This is a genomic window from Neptuniibacter halophilus (assembly GCF_030295765.1).
In the GTDB taxonomy this organism is placed as follows: Bacteria; Pseudomonadota; Gammaproteobacteria; order Pseudomonadales; family Balneatricaceae; genus Neptuniibacter; species Neptuniibacter halophilus.
This window is the reverse complement of the sequence record NZ_AP027292.1, coordinates 981,149-996,973: the sequence shown is the minus strand read 5'-3', so window position 1 is coordinate 996,973 and position 15,825 is coordinate 981,149. Positions and strand designations below refer to the sequence as shown.

General features: G+C 41.2%; 16 protein-coding genes. All 16 read left to right on the top strand.

Translation table 11 applies throughout. The features are described 5' to 3' along the window. Positions 1-3 precede the first annotated feature (3 nt). Entirely contained in the window at positions 4-966 is a 963-nt protein-coding gene (gene fcl, locus QUD59_RS04655; protein WP_286239911.1) for a GDP-L-fucose synthase, read from the top strand. 146 nt (positions 967-1,112) lie between these two features. After that, positions 1,113-2,393, top strand: a complete 1,281-nt coding sequence (gene tviB / locus QUD59_RS04650; RefSeq protein ID WP_286239910.1) for a Vi polysaccharide biosynthesis UDP-N-acetylglucosamine C-6 dehydrogenase TviB — start codon at positions 1,113-1,115, stop codon at positions 2,391-2,393. 12 nt (positions 2,394-2,405) lie between these two features. Next, positions 2,406-3,353, top strand: coding sequence for a Gfo/Idh/MocA family oxidoreductase (locus QUD59_RS04645; RefSeq protein ID WP_286239909.1), 948 nt, complete (start codon positions 2,406-2,408; stop codon positions 3,351-3,353). Continuing rightward, positions 3,354-3,935, top strand: coding sequence for an acyltransferase (locus QUD59_RS04640; protein WP_286239907.1), 582 nt, complete (start codon positions 3,354-3,356; stop codon positions 3,933-3,935). Next, positions 3,935-5,020 carry a DegT/DnrJ/EryC1/StrS family aminotransferase gene (locus QUD59_RS04635; protein ID WP_286240990.1) on the top strand — a complete coding sequence of 362 codons (1,086 nt, stop codon included), beginning with the start codon at positions 3,935-3,937 and terminating at the stop codon, positions 5,018-5,020. Before QUD59_RS04640 ends, QUD59_RS04635 begins: the two co-directional genes overlap by 1 nt. Before the next feature lie 257 nt (positions 5,021-5,277). Further along, positions 5,278-6,465, top strand: coding sequence for a UDP-N-acetylglucosamine 4,6-dehydratase (locus QUD59_RS04630; RefSeq protein ID WP_286239906.1), 1,188 nt, complete (start codon positions 5,278-5,280; stop codon positions 6,463-6,465). Between the two features lie 12 nt (positions 6,466-6,477). Beyond that, positions 6,478-7,647: a LegC family aminotransferase gene (locus tag QUD59_RS04625; protein ID WP_286239905.1), complete on the top strand. Its 1,170-nt coding sequence runs from the start codon at positions 6,478-6,480 to the stop codon at positions 7,645-7,647. Beyond that, positions 7,640-8,818, top strand: a complete 1,179-nt coding sequence (gene neuC, locus QUD59_RS04620) for a UDP-N-acetylglucosamine 2-epimerase (protein WP_286239904.1) — start codon at positions 7,640-7,642, stop codon at positions 8,816-8,818. Before QUD59_RS04625 ends, neuC begins: the two co-directional genes overlap by 8 nt. After that, entirely contained in the window at positions 8,815-9,711 is an 897-nt protein-coding gene (locus tag QUD59_RS04615) for a methionyl-tRNA formyltransferase (RefSeq protein ID WP_286239902.1), read from the top strand. Before neuC ends, QUD59_RS04615 begins: the two co-directional genes overlap by 4 nt. Continuing rightward, a complete protein-coding gene (locus tag QUD59_RS04610) occupies positions 9,708-10,376 on the top strand; it encodes a PIG-L deacetylase family protein (RefSeq protein WP_286239901.1) in 669 nt (222 codons plus the stop codon). Before QUD59_RS04615 ends, QUD59_RS04610 begins: the two co-directional genes overlap by 4 nt. Beyond that, on the top strand, positions 10,373-11,449 hold the full coding sequence (neuB, locus tag QUD59_RS04605) for an N-acetylneuraminate synthase (protein ID WP_286239900.1): 1,077 nt from the start codon (positions 10,373-10,375) through the stop codon (positions 11,447-11,449). The genes QUD59_RS04610 and neuB overlap by 4 nt, the downstream gene beginning before the upstream one ends. Further along, positions 11,442-12,038, top strand: coding sequence for an acetyltransferase (locus tag QUD59_RS04600; RefSeq protein WP_286239899.1), 597 nt, complete (start codon positions 11,442-11,444; stop codon positions 12,036-12,038). The genes neuB and QUD59_RS04600 overlap by 8 nt, the downstream gene beginning before the upstream one ends. Positions 12,039-12,092: 54 nt before the next feature. Further along, complete coding sequence (locus QUD59_RS04595) at positions 12,093-13,148, top strand: nucleotidyltransferase family protein (protein ID WP_286239898.1); 1,056 nt, start codon at positions 12,093-12,095, stop codon at positions 13,146-13,148. Further along, the gene (locus QUD59_RS04590; RefSeq protein ID WP_286239897.1) at positions 13,145-13,843 is read left to right on the top strand and encodes an acylneuraminate cytidylyltransferase family protein; all 699 of its coding nucleotides are present in this window, start codon (positions 13,145-13,147) and stop codon (positions 13,841-13,843) included. Before QUD59_RS04595 ends, QUD59_RS04590 begins: the two co-directional genes overlap by 4 nt. A gap of 46 nt (positions 13,844-13,889) precedes the next feature. Beyond that, positions 13,890-14,858 (top strand): Gfo/Idh/MocA family oxidoreductase, encoded by a 969-nt coding sequence (locus tag QUD59_RS04585; RefSeq protein WP_286239896.1) that lies wholly within the window; start codon positions 13,890-13,892, stop codon positions 14,856-14,858. A gap of 7 nt (positions 14,859-14,865) precedes the next feature. Continuing rightward, complete coding sequence (locus tag QUD59_RS04580) at positions 14,866-15,807, top strand: Gfo/Idh/MocA family protein (protein ID WP_286239895.1); 942 nt, start codon at positions 14,866-14,868, stop codon at positions 15,805-15,807. Positions 15,808-15,825 lie beyond the last annotated feature (18 nt).

The window sequence follows — 15,825 nt, the reverse complement described above, 5'->3', positions numbered from 1 at the left end:
ACTATGAAAAAGGTCTACGTTGCAGGGCATCGCGGTATGGTAGGTAGCGCCATTTGCCGTAAGTTAGAAAAAGATTCTTTGATTGAGCTTGTTACAGCGACACGAGACCAGGTAGATCTTACAAACCAGAAACAGGCTCGTGAGTTTTTTACGGATAATTCAATCGATGAAGTTTATCTCGCAGCAGCAAAAGTTGGTGGAATTCATGCAAATAATACTTATCCAGCTGAATTCATATATGACAACTTGATGATTGAAGCAAACTTGATAGATGCAGCTCATAGAGCAGGAATACAAAAGCTTATTTTTCTGGGGTCATCATGTATATATCCCAGGTCGTCTGGTCAGCCAATGACGGAGGAAATGCTCCTTACTGGTGCTCTGGAGCCAACAAATGAGCCTTACGCAATAGCGAAGATCGCGGGAATAAAATTGTGTGAAAGCTACAATCGTCAGTACGGCCGTGACTATCGTTCCGTGATGCCCACTAATCTCTATGGGCCTGGGGATAATTTTCATTCTGAAAATTCCCATGTGATACCAGCACTGATTCGCCGTTTTCATGAAGCAAAGGAAAGTGAAAAATCAAAAGTGATTGCTTGGGGTAGTGGTACCCCAATGCGAGAATTTCTTCATGTTGACGATATGGCAGAAGGTACAGTTCATGTTATGAATCTTGATATAGATTCTTATTCAAAACATACCGAAATGATGCAGTCCCACATCAATATTGGAACTGGAATTGACTGTACAATCAGGGAATTAACAGAGACTGTTGCGGATGTGGTTGGATATAAAGGGGAGATTATTTGGGATACGACAAAACCTGATGGTACGCCTCGAAAATTAATGAATGTTGAAAGGCTCAGAAATCTGGGTTGGCAAGCATCTATTGAACTTAAAGTGGGGTTGAAAAGTACATATGAGTGGTTTCTGGATAATTTGGAAACTGTACGTAAAGGATGAAACTGGAATTTGAACGCTGATCTTCTTAGTGTCAAAGAGGGTTTTTGGCAGGTGTTTGGTGAAAGTAGTAGCGTCCGTTTTCCTTAAACAATGTTTTTGTAGCGTACTCTAAGTGTTTTTGGTATCGCGAAAAAGAAAGTATTCCTATGTTTAAATCAACAGAACAAACGAAGATAGCTATTATTGGTCTTGGCTATGTGGGGCTGCCTTTAGCGGTAGAATTTGGTAAGAAAAACCGGGTGGTTGGTTTTGATATAAATAGGGCTAGAATAGATGAGCTGGTAACGGGGCATGATTCAACGCTGGAGGTCTCGGATCTCGATCTGAAATCAGCTCGGTATCTTACTTATACCAATGTTCTGAAAGAATTAGCGGATTCAAACGTATATATTGTTACTGTGCCAACTCCTATTGACGAAAATAATACCCCTGACCTGACTCCCTTGCGTAAGTCTTCGGAAATGTTGGCAACTGTTGTGTCACCCGGGGATATAGTGATTTTCGAATCGACTGTATATCCAGGTGTAACAGAGGAGGTTTGTATCCCAATTATAGAGAAGGGTAGTGGTTTACGATTTAATACGGATTTCTTTGCTGGCTACAGTCCGGAAAGAATTAACCCGGGTGATAAAGTAAATACTTTAACAAAAATAAAAAAAATAACATCTGGTTCTACGCCTGAAACTGCGGTTTATGTTGATGAACTGTATTCCTCAATCATTACAGCTGGTACGCATAAGACAAGCTCAATAAAAGCGGCGGAGGCTGCTAAGGTCATAGAGAATACACAAAGGGATTTGAATATTGCGATAATAAACGAGTTTGCAAAAATATTTAATATTTTAGGGATCGATACAGAAGAAGTGTTAGAGGCAGCTGGTACAAAGTGGAACTTTCTTCCGTTTAAACCGGGTTTGGTTGGTGGCCATTGTATAAGTGTTGATCCATATTATTTGACATATAAAGCAAAAGAGGTTGGTTATCAGCCTGAAGTGATTCTTGCAGGGCGACGTATTAATGATGGAATGGGACAGTACACGGCAACGCAGTTAGTTAAGGCAGTTAGTAAGAAAAAAATCCACATTGATGAAGCGCGGGTTTTGATTTTAGGATTCACTTTCAAAGGTGACTGTCCTGATGTTCGAAATACTAAGATTATTGATATGGTAGACGAGCTCAAGAGTTTTAATATGCATGTTGATGTCTATGATAGCTGGGCTAACTCTGAAGAAGTTTTTAGACAATATGGAATACGTTTAACTTCAACGCTTTCTGAAGGGGTTTATGATGCAATAGTTCTAGCTGTTGATCATTCCGAATTTAAGGAGTGGGGAGCAAAAAGAATTCGCTCATATGGTAAAGTAAAGCATGTTTTATACGATGTTAAACATGTTTTAGAAAAAGATAAATCTGATTTGCGCTTGTAACGAGTGGGTAAAATGAAAAAAATTGCGTTAATAGGTGCTGCAGGCTATATCGCCCCACGCCACATGAAAGCGATTAAAGAAACGGGGAATCAGTTGGTCTGTGGGTATGATACCAATGATTCAGTTGGCATTATTGATAGTATTTCACCACAAAGTGAATTTTTCACTGAGTTTGAACGTTTCTCAGATTATGCTCATACGTTGAAACGTCAGCCTGAAACAGCGCTAGATTATGTTGCGGTTTGTTCTCCTAACTATCTGCACAAACCTCACATTGCAGCAGGCCTGAGAATGGGCTGCGATGTGATTTGTGAAAAGCCACTTGTACCAACTGCAGACCTGTTAGATGAGCTGGCTGAGCTGGAGAAAGAGACGGGCAAGCGTGTTTGGAACATACTTCAGCTAAGGCACCATGGTGCGATTTTAGCGCTTAAAGAGAAAGTTGCGTCCGAAGCGCGCCAGGAAAAGCATGAGGTAGAACTCACCTATATTACCTCTCGCGGGAAATGGTATATGGAAAGCTGGAAAGGCGATCCGCGTAAGTCATTTGGAGTGGCGACCAATATCGGGGTTCATTTTTTTGATATGTTGCATTTTGTCTTCGGCAAATTAGAGAAGAATGTCCTCCATTATGCTGACGATTATAAAGCTTCTGGGTATCTTGAATATGAAAAAGCCCGTGTTCCCTGGTTCTTATCAATAGACGCTAATGACCTGCCTGAGTCGGTCGTGGGCAAGCAGCCTACCTACCGTTCGATTACGTGCGACGGAGAAGAAATAGAGTTCTCAGGTGGTTTTACAGACCTTCACACGGTGAGTTATCAGGAGATTCTTGCTGGACGAGGCTATGGTATTGAGGACGCCCGACACTGTGTTGAAACTGTTGATTATATTAGATCAGCACCAATAGAAACCCCAGCTTCCGGGGAAGGGCATCCGTTCTTACAGAGACTCATTTAAATGGACTACCAGGTGCATGAAAGCGCTATTGTTGATGATGGCGCACAGATAGGTGCCGGATCCAGAATCTGGCACTTTGTACATGTTTGTGCGGGCGCGATAATAGGTGAAAGCGTTTCTCTTGGGCAGAATGTCTTTATCGGCAACAAAGTTACCATTGGAGATAACTGTAAAATCCAGAATAATGTGTCTGTCTATGACAATGTTCATCTGGAAGAGGGGGTCTTCTGTGGTCCGAGCATGGTTTTTACCAATGTCTACAATCCTCGTTCATTAATCGAAAGAAAAAGTGAATACCGAGATACGCTGGTAAAAAAAGGCGCGACACTGGGGGCGAATTGTACGATCGTTTGCGGCTGCACAGTGGGCAAGTATGCCTTTGTTGGAGCCGGTGCCGTAGTTAATAAAGATGTGCCAGATTACGCATTGATTGTGGGAGTACCTGCTAAGCAAATTGGCTGGATGAGCGAGTTCGGTGAACAACTGGATTTACCTTTAGAGGGGAGTGGAGAAACGCTTTGCCCTCAAACGGGGCAGAAGTATGTACTTAACGGAACCCGTCTCATTAAGGATGAAGAATGATACCGTTTATTGACCTGGCCGCTCAGCAGGCTCGGATTAAAGCAGAAATTGATGCAGGAATTCAGCGGGTCCTGAATCATGGGCAATATATACTTGGTCCGGAAGTTCATGAGCTAGAAGAAAAGCTGATGGAATTTACTGGGGCTAAATATTGCATAACTTGTGCAAATGGCACGGATGCACTGCAGATCGCGCAAATGGCTTTAGGTATTGGGCCAGGAGATGAAGTCATCACCCCGGGTTTTACCTACATCGCGACTGCTGAAACAGTTGCGTTGTTGGGGGCTAAGCCTGTCTATGTTGATGTTGATCCGAAGACCTATAATCTGGATCCGACTAAACTTGAAGCCGCTATAACATCTAAAACTAAAGCGATTATTCCAGTATCACTTTATGGCCAATGTGCAGATTTCGATGCAATCAATGCTATAGCCGAGAAGTACTGTTTGCCGGTTATTGAAGATGCAGCTCAAAGCTTTGGTGCTTCTTACAAAGGACGTAAGTCATGTAATTTGAGCACGTTAGCCACCACAAGCTTTTTTCCGAGCAAACCATTGGGTTGCTATGGTGATGGCGGAGCAATTTTCACCAATGATGAAGATCTGGCCAAAGTAGTCAGGCAAATTGCCCGACACGGTCAGGATCGACGTTATCACCATATAAGGATCGGTGTGAACAGTCGTCTGGATACCCTGCAGGCGGCGATACTGATATCCAAGTTGCAACTCTTTCCTGAAGAGGTGCAGCTGAGAAATCAAGTTGCGAATAGGTACCAAGAATTACTAACTGATCAGGGTATTAAAGCGACACCGTTTGTTGAAACTCATAATATTTCAGCCTGGGCGCAATATACAATTCGTGTTAAAAATCGTGCAGCTGTCCAGGAGAAGCTAAAAAAGGGAGGGGTTCCGACTGCTGTGCATTATCCCATACCGCTGAATAAGCAGTCTGCTGTTTTGGATTCTTCTGTTGTACTCCCCGTTGGCGACCTTATGGCAGAGGAGGTGTTAAGCCTGCCGATGCATCCATATCTTACAGAATCTAATATTGCACTCGTTGCAGGTGCGCTGCTTGACTCTCTTTAAGAAGCCTGTGACTTTTTATCAGTAGTGTTATAGCAGTGTTAGCCCCGTTAGTTCTGCTGCGGCTTTACGATTTGATTCCTAAGTCCTGGCGAGTTTGGGCAGTTATGATTTTTTCTATTTTCGCGATATTTTGTTTGTTGGGGAGTTTGGTTTTTGTACATGCTTAATTTTAAGCGCCAATATTTTTTGTTTTCGAGTGGCTTGGATTCTCTCTGTGAAGATTACCCCAATGTCATGGTTTCGCCTTGGAGGAATAATTGAATATTTTGTCTTTGATCGGCCGTGAGATGCCTCTTTTTGAGAGAGATTTGGAGCTTCAAAGTGATTTGCTCAAAAAGAAAGTGGAAGGTGGGTGTTTTTTGGTGCTTGGTGGCGCGGGTTCGATTGGCCAAGCCGTAACAAAAGAGATATTCAAGCGAAACCCCAAGAAGCTGCATGTTGTCGATATCAGCGAAAACAATATGGTCGAACTTGTCAGGGATATTCGAAGTTCCTTTGGCTATATCAGCGGCGATTTTCAAACCTTCGCCCTTGATATCGGTTCCACAGAGTATGATGCCTTTTTCAAAGCTGATGGGCAATATGACTACATTCTCAATTTATCTGCGTTAAAACATGTACGAAGCGAAAAGGATCCCTATACGCTGATGCGCATGGTCGATGTAAACGTGTTTAATACGGATAAAACATTAAAGCAAGCTATTGAGGCAGGTGTTAAAAAGTATTTTTGCGTGTCTACAGACAAAGCTGCGAATCCCGTTAACATGATGGGGGCTTCAAAGCGCATCATGGAAATGTTCCTTATGCGAAGAAGTTTAGAAATTGATATCTCGACAGCTCGATTTGCTAACGTTGCTTTTTCTGATGGATCTCTTCTGCATGGATTTAATCAGCGTATTGACAAGGGGCAGCCTATCGTCGCTCCGAACGATGTGCAGAGGTATTTTGTTACACCCCAAGAATCTGGGGAGCTCTGCTTGATGTCGTGTATCTTTGGCGAAAATAGAGATATCTTTTTTCCTAAACTCAATGAGGCGCTGCACCTAATTAGCTTTGCCGATATAGCGATAAGGTATCTGAATGAGAAGGGCTATCAGCCATTTCTTTGTGCTAGTGAAGATGAAGCCAGGGGACTAGCCAAAACGCTTCCTGAACAGGGCAAATGGCCTTGCTTATTCACAGGTAGCGATACGACCGGTGAGAAGGATTTCGAAGAGTTTTTCACTGATCATGAAACGCTTGATATGGATCGTTTCAAAAATTTGGGAATCATTAAGAATAAAGCTGATTTCGACATAAATAAGCTAACAGACTTCGAAGACCGTATCAGTAAAATGAAACGTGAGCTGGTTTGGGATAAGCGGGAGTTAGTCGATCTCTTTCATTATATGATCCCTGATTTTGGGCACAAAGAAACCGGCAAGTATCTTGATAGCAAGATGTAAGGAACATGCTAAATGAACCTCGATTTTCTTTCTGAATTTATCAGGGAACAATATCAGACGAATGATTTTATCCCGTTGCACGCACCGTCTTTCAAGGGAAATGAAAAAAAATATCTAGAGGAAACGATAGAGAGCACATTTGTTTCTAGTGTGGGGGCGTTTGTTGATCAGTTTGAGAAGAAAATAGAAGACTTTACAGGTACAGCAAAGGCAGTAGCAACGGTTAATGGTACAGCTGCTTTACACGCAGCTTTATATATGGCGGGTGTGAGAAATAATGACCTAGTGATTACTCAGGCTCTTACCTTTGTTGCAACTTGTAACGCTCTTATTCATATGGGGGCGGAGCCGATCTTTTGCGATGTTTCCAGTGAAAGTCTTGGATTATGCCCAAAGGCTGTTGAAGAATATTTAAGTGAAAATGCCGGCATTGATTCCGCTGGCTGTTTCCACAAGCAAACCGGGCGCCGTATTAAGGCGGTGATACCAATGCATACTTTTGGCCACCCTGTTGAACTGGATGAGCTTCTGAACGTTTGTAGCAAATGGGGACTTGCCTTGGTTGAAGACGCGGCAGAAAGTCTTGGTTCCTTCTATAAGGGCAGGCATACAGGTACATTTGGCGATTTTTCGGCTCTTAGTTTTAATGGTAATAAAATTATTACTACGGGAGGTGGAGGTATGCTGCTGTGTCGAAAAGAAAGGGATGGGGAAAAGGCAAAGCATATTACAACAACGGCAAAGGTTCCTCATCCATATGAATTTTTCCACGATGAACCGGGCTTCAACTATCGGTTGCCGAATCTGAATGCTGCTTTGGGCTGTGCTCAAATGGAGTCATTGTGCGATTTCCTGCTTATGAAACGTGCACTTGCTGAAGAATATAAGAACTTTTTTGCAGGAAGTGAGTATGAGTTTGTAACAGAGCCGGGGTACGCAAAGTCCAACTATTGGTTGAACGCTGTTATATGCCCGGATACAGAGCATAGGGATCAATTGTTAAAGGTTTCTAATCATGCAGGTGTCATGACCAGACCAATTTGGCAATTAATGCACCGACTGCCTATGTTTTCTAATGCTTTTCGTGGTGATCTGATTAACTCAGAATTCTTGGAGTCCCGGGTGGTAAGTCTTCCAAGCTCCCCTCCCAATAAAGATAGCTCGGGAAAATCGTATGGTTAACAATAAGAAAAAAATTGCTGTTTTTACAGGTACGAGAGCTGAATATGGTCTGATGTATTGGATCATTAAGGCGTTAAACGAGGCCCCTAACGTAGAATTACAGTTAATGGTCGGAGGAATGCATCTTTCCAATGAATTTGGATATACGGTTTCGCATATAGAAGCTGATGGCTTTCCTATCATGGAGAAGCTTGAATTTCTTCTATCTTCGGATTCGACTGCTGGAGTGGCTAAGTCGATGGGGCTTGCCTTAATGAGCGCTGCAGAAGCCTTCGCAAGGAATGAGCCAGATCTATTGGTTGTTCTGGGAGATCGCTTTGAGGCAATGGCTGTAGCGCAGGCGGCGATGGTAGCCAGGGTACCAATTGCGCACCTGCATGGGGGTGAAACGACAGAAGGTCTTATTGATGAGGCTGTACGTCATTCAATAACTAAGATGTCTCACTTGCATTTTACATCGACCGAACAATATCGAGATAGAGTAATTCAGTTAGGTGAGAACCCGCGCAACGTGTTTAACACCGGTGCCCCAGGGATTGATAGTATAGTGCGCTTGCCGTTAATGACTCGGGATGAGTTAGATAGCGAATTATGCTTGGCCCCTGGGAGACCATTTTTCGTAGTCACCTATCATCCTGTTACCTTAATTGAAGGTGGGGCTTCACAAGCATTAGAAAACCTTTTAATTGTAATGGATGAATATCCTGATCATCAGATGGTTGTTTCTTATCCTAACGCTGATATGGATGGTCGCCATTTAATAGAGATTTTAGAGCGCTATAGAGACTCAAATCCAGACAGGGTATTACTGGTTGAGTCTTTGGGGCAGCTTAGATACCTGAGTGCATTAAAACACTGTACTGCTGTTATAGGGAACTCTTCAAGTGGGCTTATCGAGGCTCCAACTTTTCGTATACCAACCTTAAATATTGGTGATAGGCAAAAAGGCCGTATTTTCGGAGAAACTGTAGTAAGTTGTTCGGAAAGTGCTAATTCGATACGAAAAGCAATGGAAAAGATTTTAAGCACAGAATTTCGTGAAAAAATTCAGCGGGCTGAAAATCCTTATGGGAATGGAGATGCATCAGATAAAATAGTAAATGCACTCTTATCTTATCCATTAAATAATATTCTTGAAAAGAAATTTTATGATCTGAATTCTAAAATATGAAAATTGGATTTATTGGTTGTGTTCAATCAAGTCACAGAGCTCTGAAAGCGTTGCTTTCGCTTACTGACGATAGTATTGAAGTGGTTGCGGTTGTTACAAAGTCACGCTCAGCTGTTAATTCTGACTTTGTGGATTTAGCGCCTTTATGTATCGAAAATGGTATTCCGTACCATTATGAAGATTCAAAGGCTAAAGGAAAAAGTTTAGCCTTCTTAAGCGGTTATGATCCTGATGTGATTTTCTGCTTCGGGTGGAGTCAGTTATTGGATGACAAAATGCTAACACTGGCCCCAATGGGGGCGATTGGGTTTCATCCCGCCCCTCTACCGTTGGGCAGAGGGAGACATCCTATTATTTGGGCAATTGCTTTGGGGCTTGATAAAACAGCTTCGACATTTTTTAAAATGGATTCAGGTGCTGATTCTGGGCCGATTCTTAGTCAGGCTTTTGTTGAAATTGGTAAACAGGATAACGCTGCTTCTTTGTACAATAAAATCATGGAAGTAAGTGATAAGCAAATCATAGACTTTACTCATAGGTTGGCGCATGGTGACGCCCAATTTATACCCCAGGATCACAATAAGGCAACATACTGGAGAAAGCGCTCCCGAGAAGATGGACTAATTGATTGGCGGATGCCTGCAGTGGATATCCATAATTTGGTAAGGGCCCTTTGTCCTCCATACCCAGGAGCGGAGTACAGCTTTAACGGTAAGTATCACAAACTTTTGAAAACGAGCGTTGGTGAAAGTGATGGAATTCGGGCTATAGAGCCGGGTAAAGTCATTGCTGCTACCAAAAACTCTGTTCTAATAAAGTGCGGGGGGAATAGTTCATTATGGATGCATGACCTTGAGTTAAGTCAGGTTCCGGCTGTTGGAGATGTTTTATGAGAAATGTGCTGGTTATCGCTCCGCACGCAGATGATGAATCTTTGGGCTGCGGTGGGACACTACTCCGGCATCTTAAGGAGGGTGACAGTATACATTGGTTGCTCATAACCGGGATGACAAAGGATGAGGGGTATGATGATGAACTCATTTCAACGCGTCAGCGAGAAATTCAGCATGTGGCTTCCTGCTATGAATTTAGTTCAGTGCACGAGCTTAAATTTCCTCCGGCAGCATTGGACTCTATCCCGCTGGGGGACTTAATTAGCGCAATTAGTACTGTCGTCTCTGGTGTCGAGCCCGAAATTATTTATGTTCCATATCGAAATGATGCTCATAGTGATCATCAGGTTGTTTTCGATGCATCCATTTCGTCCTCTAAAAGCTTTCGTTACCCTTTTGTAAAGAAGGTCTTGGCGTATGAAACAATTTCTGAAACAGAGTTTGGTTTGAAGCCAGAGGATGGAGGGTTTAAGCCAAATATATTTGTCGATATCACGCCCTATATAGAACAGAAAATAAGAATTTTAGATATCTTTGATTCTGAGATGGGAGCGTTTCCTTTTCCGAGGAGTCGGCCTGTGATAGAAGCCTTGGCTACCTTGCGCGGGGCTCAGAGCAATTGCTTCGCTGCTGAAGCCTTTATGTTGATTAAGGAGATAATATGAAGGTTGAGATAATAGCAGAAGCAGGAGTTAATCATAATGGTGACGAGAGCTTAGCATTTAAGCTTGTTGAGGCTGCCAGTTTTGCTGGAGCTGATGTTGTAAAGTTTCAAACGTTCAAGGCTGAGAAGCTGGTGACTCCTGAGGCCGAGCAGGCTGCTTATCAAATAGAGAACACACAGAAAAAAGAGTCTCAGTTGTCAATGCTATCCAGGCTTGAGCTATCGTATGAAGCACATCACCGCCTGCTTAGTAGATGTAATGAACTAGGTATTGAATTTTTATCAACCGCTTTTGATTCAGATAGTTTAAGATTTTTAGCTAATGATCTTGGCTTAAAGCGCCTAAAAATACCTTCGGGGGAACTGACCAATGCTCCACTTCTTTTGGAGCATGCAAGAACTGGCTGTGACTTAATAGTTTCTACTGGTATGTCGATGTTATCAGAAATTGAAGCAGCTTTAGGGGTGATTGCATATGGTTATATTAGTAAGGAAAAAGACAAGCCGTCACAAGAGGCATTTGAGCTTGCATACCTGTCGGAGGAAGGAAGGGAGGCTCTAAGGCAAAAAGTTACCATTTTGCACTGTACAACTGAGTACCCTGCCCCTTTGAGCGAAATTAATCTGAATACAATGAACACATTGCGTCAGGCTTTTAATCTGCCAGTAGGTTTATCTGATCATAGTGAAGGGATCAACGTACCAATCGCAGCAGTTGCTAAGGGAGCGACGTTAATCGAAAAGCATTTTACCCTTGACAGGGGTATGGAAGGTCCTGATCACAAAGCTTCATTAAACCCAGAGCAGTTGAGGGCAATGATACATGGCGTTAGAGAAGTGGAGACGGCTTTGGGGAATAGGATGAAATTACCTAGCGTCTCAGAATTACAGAACAGGATGGTAGTGAGAAAAAGTTTAGTAGCAGTGGCACCAATCAATTGCGGTGAGTCTTTTACTAAAGAAAATATAGCGATAATGAGACCCGGAAATGGAATCTCTCCTTACATGTACTGGGATATCATTGGAACCACTGCAAAAAGAAATTTTCAAGCTGGGGATTTGATCATTGTCTAACAAACCGCTGATCGTGATGGGAGGTGGAGGTCATGCATCGGTTCTGATTGATATATTGCTCAGACAGAAGCGGGAAATTATGGCTGTAATATGCCCTCAATCCGTAGCAGAACGACTTGTATACAATGGTATAAGGCATATAAAGAATGATGAGGAGTTGACGAGCTTTTCTTGCGATGATGTCAGATTAGTTAACGGAATTGGCTTTACACCTTGGTCAAAATTGCGGGCTAGCATATCAACATATGGCAGAAACCTGGGTTTTAGATTTGAAACTGTTATAGATGATAGTGCCTATGTTTCTCCCTTTGCTGAAATAGGGGAAGGTGCCCAAATACTAACTAATGCAGTTGTACAAACAGGAACGACTGTAGGCGAAGATAGTATTGTGAATACCGCAGCAGTCATAGAACATGATTGTTTTATAGGGCCAAATAATCATATTGCGCCAAATGCAACACTCTGCGGAGAAGTTGTAACTGGAAGTAATGTCTTCATCGGTGCTGGTGCTACAGTTCTTCCACATATTAAACTCTCACAAGATTGCTTAGTTGGAGCCGGTATGGTCATTAAAAAGGATATGGCTTAGAGCTCAACCATAACAAGTGAAGAGTACAGCTAGATCAAACAGGATTCTAATTAAATGATTAAGCAATGGAGGCGAGTACTTCTAAATGCCGATGACACGATTCGTGAGGCATTGGAAGTACTTGGAAAAGAAGCGTTGCGCTTTGTTTTAGTGACAGACTCAAATGACCATCTCTTAGGGATAGTAACAGACGGAGATGTTAGACGCGGGCTTTTAAATGGTATTACATTGCAAGATCAATTATGTAAAGTGATGAACAAAAGCCCAATTACGGCACCAGAAGATGCGTCGCGTGAATACCTTGTTAAAAAAATGAATCAACTGGATATCTTGGCAATTCCTCTAATGCGGGAAAGACAAGTAGTAGGTGTAGAGACGCTGCATCATACAGTAAGTGAGCCGGTATTAAAAAATAATCCAGTGTTCATAATGGCTGGAGGGTTTGGTAAGAGACTCAGACCATTAACAGACAACTGCCCCAAACCAATGTTATTAGTCGGTGATAAACCTTTATTGGAACATCAGATTAATCGTTTTATTTGTCAGGGCTTCCATAACTTTTATATATCAACCCACTATTTACCTGAAATGATAAGAAATCATTTTGGCGATGGGCGTCAATTTGGTGTGTCAATTAAATATGTTCATGAACGCTCAGCATTAGGAACGGGTGGTGCATTAGGTTTGCTCCCGAAAGATATGCCTGAATTGCCATTGATAATGGTTAATGGTGACGTGTTAACAGATATTGATTATGTGTCAGTATTGAAAAAACATGACGCTAATGGATGCGATGCTACTGTATGTGTTAGAGAAGTAGAGCATCAAGTTGCATACGGGGTTGTTGAAACAGATCAAAATAAATTATTGAGGATGGTAGAAAAGCCTGTTTACAGGTATTTAATTAATACCGGTATATATGTATTAAGTGCTCTCTGTGTTCGATCTGTAAAATCAAATGAAAAAGTTGATATGCCAAATTTAATAGAAAGGCGTATGGAATCTGGCTTTCATGTAGGTGTGCACAAAAGTAATAATTATTGGTTAGATATAGGTCAAATGGCGGATTACAGGAAAGCGCAGGAAGATATATTGGAGTTGACTTTATGAATATTGCTATTATCCCTGCAAGGGGAGGAAGCAAACGATTAAAAAGAAAAAACATACGCGATATAGCTGGTAAGCCATTAATGTGCTGGACAATAGAAAGTGCAATTTCCTCCAATATCTTTGATCATATAATTGTAAGTACAGATTGTACATCTATACAGAAAGTAGCTAGTGCGTACGATGTGATATGTGATCATTTACGGCCGGAAGAATTAGCGACAGATGAAAGTAGTACTTTCGATGTTGTTCGCTATGAAATTAATAGGCTAGAGGCTCGGATTAATAGCAAGATTGAAACAGTAACTATATTACAGCCTACATCTCCATTGAGAAGTGCGGAAGATATATGTCGAGCTAAGAAAATATATGATCTAGATAATGTGGATAGTGTTATATCTGTCTGTGAAGCAGAGCATCCACTTGAATATTATAATTATCTTCCATTCGACAAATCTATGAAAGGTTTTTTTTGTGATGATAAAGGTTTGAGATCGCAAGATTTTAAGATCGCATATAGACTAAATGGAGCTATCTATATGTTTAAGCGAGATTTGGCATATAGTGATACAGGGATTTATACTGAAGGATCAAAAGCTTACCTTATGTCTCATTATGATTCCGTAGATATAGATACTCAGTTTGACTTTGATTTCGCAGAGTGCTTGCTCAGTAAACGCTCTGTAAGTGGAATTTAATAAATAAGAGTTATTTCTAATATTATTCAATAAGAGTGTTTGAAAAATGAATATTTTGATTGTTGGTGTCGGGCAGCTGGGTAGCCGGCATCTGCAAGCCCTTTCAAAGCTAGATAATAGACATAATATATATATTGTAGATACATGTAAACAAGCGATAAAAGTGGCTATAGGGCGTTATTCGGAGGTAGCAGGTGAAAAATCTGCGAACTTACATGTATCTGAAACTATGAAGGACTTAGAAGGGATTAAGGTCGAGGTCGCTATTATAGCCACAAGCGCAGCAGTTAGGCTTGAGGTTATAAAAATACTAATTAAATACGTTGATGTAAAAAACTTAGTTTTAGAGAAGGTGCTTTTCCAATCAACTGAGCAGCTTTATGAGGCTCAACAGTTGATTAAAACTAAGGGGATAAAGTCTTGGGTGAATTGTCCTCGTAGGATGTATTCACTATATAAGGGATTACATGATGAGCTTTCTGGTTGTAGATCGATCGAGGTAACCGGAGTTAATTGGGGATTAGCTTGTAATATAATTCACTTCATTGACTTGTGGCATTATTTTACGTGTTTTAATGATTACAGCTTGGGTTTTTATGATCTTAAGATTATAGACAGTAAGAGGGGAGGATATAAAGAACTAATAGGAAGTGGTAGGGCATCAAGTGATTGTAGTGTTTATGAATTGTATTTTGATTGTAAGCAGGATGATAATTTAAGCCCAAGTGTGTCAATAAAGTTTATTATGGATGATAGAGAACTGATAATTAATGAAACACTAGGGGAGATGATTTGGGTAGACAAAAAGGGTGTGGAAAATACAAAACAGGAGTTTAACCTTCCTTATCAAAGCAATCTTACCGATTTACTAGTTAAGTCAATATATGATGGTGGAACGTGTGAATTGATATCATTTGAAGATTCGGTTGTTCTGCATGCTGAATATCTAGATAAGCTCGGTGCTATATTTGAAAATTATGATGAGCAATTTCGCAAAATTGTGCCAATAACGTGAGGTAGAGATGGTATTACTGATAGGTGCGGGTAATATGGCTCGTGAATATGCGAAAGTTCTGGTTGCGCTGAGTGTTAATTTCACGGTCGTGGGGCGCGGTGAATGTTCGGCAAAGAAGTTCGAAGATGATACTGGTTTTCAACCATACATTGGGGGGCTAGAAAGGTTTGTTAAATCTAATGATGTATCATCATTTGAAATGGCTATAAATACAGCTCCAATTGAAGAACTTGCCGGTACTACATCTATTCTTATTGAAAATAATATTAAAAAAATACTTGTTGAGAAACCTGTAGCACTTACAGAATCTGAGTTGGATCGGATGGTTAGTGCTACGAAAAGACAGAATGCGAAAGTTTTTGTTGCATACAATCGTAGGTTTTATAGTTCAGTTTTGGCGGCAAAAAAAATTATAGAAAGAGATGGTGGTGTTAGCTCATTTAATTTTGAATTTACAGAGTGGGCTCATGTTATATCAGGGCTTAATAAACCTGAACAAGTAAAGTCCCGCTGGTTTTTAGCTAATTCAACACATGTCACAGATCTGGCATTTCACCTAGGTGGTCGACCTGCCGTGATAAAATGCTTTAACAATGGAGCGGGAGAATTGCCTTGGCACACTAATGCTTCGAATTTTGCAGGTGCTGGAATATCAACAGGAGGGGCGCTGTTTACATATCAAGCTAACTGGACCGCTCCAGGGCGCTGGGCGTTGGAAATTCTTACTAAAAAGAATCGGATCTATTTTAGACCACTTGAAAAACTGAGCGTGCAGAAAATTGGTGAAATTGCGGTTAATGAAGTGCCAATCGCAGATGAGGACGATAAATTGTTCAAACCTGGGATATATCAAATGGTAAAGGATTTTATCAAAGAAAACTCAAGTTGCTGTAGTCTAGACGAGCACATAGAAAATAATAAATACTATTTCAAAATTTCGGGATATTAAAAAAGATTTATATGGTTA